Annotated in this window: 1 protein-coding gene and 1 other annotated feature; the gene reads right to left on the bottom strand. The window is 46.8% G+C overall.

The window, feature by feature from the left end:
* Nucleotides 1–39: 39 nt before the first annotated feature.
* Nucleotides 40–1,256 (bottom strand): IS3 family transposase gene (locus NO989_RS21770; RefSeq protein WP_371343194.1). Its coding sequence is split into 2 segments (ribosomal slippage): nucleotides 40–974 and nucleotides 974–1,256, totalling 1,218 coding nucleotides; the frame shifts between segments, so codons are not numbered across the junction.
* Nucleotides 862–978: a sequence feature (AL1L pseudoknot), on the bottom strand. It overlaps the preceding gene by 117 nt.
* Nucleotides 1,257–1,306: the final 50 nt, after the last annotated feature.

The following is a 1,306-nucleotide window of genomic DNA, read 5'->3' as shown; positions in this document are numbered from 1 at the left end:
TGAATCGCACCGGTAAATTCGGAGGCGGATTTGTTTGAGTTATGCTGCCGCATCTTTACCTAATTGTCGATAATAGTTTTCCTCATATTCAACGGGAGGTATATCTCCGATAGGCTCTAGCAGGCGCCGGTTGTTGAACCAATCAACCCAATCCAGAGTAGCCAGTTCAACTTGCTCCAGCCCTTTCCAAGGGCCGTCTTTGTGGATGACTTCAGTTTTGTAGAGACCATTAATTGTCTCGGCCAACGCGTTGTCATAAGAATCACCAACACTGCCGACTGATGCGTTGAAGCCAGCCTCTGAAAGGCGCTCAGAGTAGCGAATTGAAACATATTGGCTACCGCGATCGCTGTGATGGATAACGCCTTTTGGCTTACCTCGTGCCCACAATGCTTGTTCTAGGGCATCTAATATCAACTGTGTTTGCATTGTTTTTAGCACACGCCAACCAACGATTTTGCGTGAGAAAACATCGATTACAAATGCCACATAGACAAAGCCTGACCAAGTGGCGACGTAGGTAATGTCGGCCACCCACAGCTGATTGGGCCGTTGTGCCGTGAACTCACGATTAACTAAATCGAGTGGTTTATCCGCGCTATCGTCGGGAATAGTCGTGATACAGTGTTTACCACGGCGCACACCTTCAATGCCAAGCACATTCATCAGTCTGGCTACCGTGCAACGAGCCACAGTAAAGCCTTCACGCTTCATCTGCTTCCAGACCTTTCTGGCACCATAGCACCGTCTATTTTCCTGCCAAACGCGCATAATCTCAGGCTTTAGCGCTTCGTCTCGGTGATATCGCTGACAACGTTTTTCAGGCTTCGCCTCTAGTGATTTACAACGGTAGTACGTTGATGGTGCAATTCGCACAACACGACAAATAGGCTCGACACCATACAACGAGCGATATAAATCAATGAACTGGACTACTTCTGAGGTTTGCGGTCGAGCTCCGCTTGAGCAAAAAATGCAGCTGCTTTTTTCAAAATCTCATTGGCTTGTTTAAGCTCTTTGTTTTCCCGCTCTAATTCTTTTATCTTAGCTGCGGAATCACTTGTGACCCCAGCCTTCTTACCTGTGTCGACTTCTATTTTGTTAACCCAAGCCCTCAATGTTTCGGGTGTACAACCAATTTTAGATGAAATAGACACCATCGCAGCCCACCTCGATGAATGTTCATGCTCTGATGTCAAAACCATGCGAACTGCACGCTCGCGTACTTCTGGGGAATAAGTTACTCTTTTGTTCATTGGCTAATTCTCTCAAGATAATTAGCCTCCGACAAACCCGGATTGATTCA

The sequence above is a fragment of the Alteromonas sp. DY56-G5 genome (assembly GCF_041414725.1).
In the GTDB taxonomy this organism is placed as follows: Bacteria; Pseudomonadota; Gammaproteobacteria; order Enterobacterales; family Alteromonadaceae; genus Alteromonas; species Alteromonas macleodii.
Note: the sequence above shows the minus strand (reverse complement) of the source record. Positions and strands in the feature narration are given on the sequence as shown.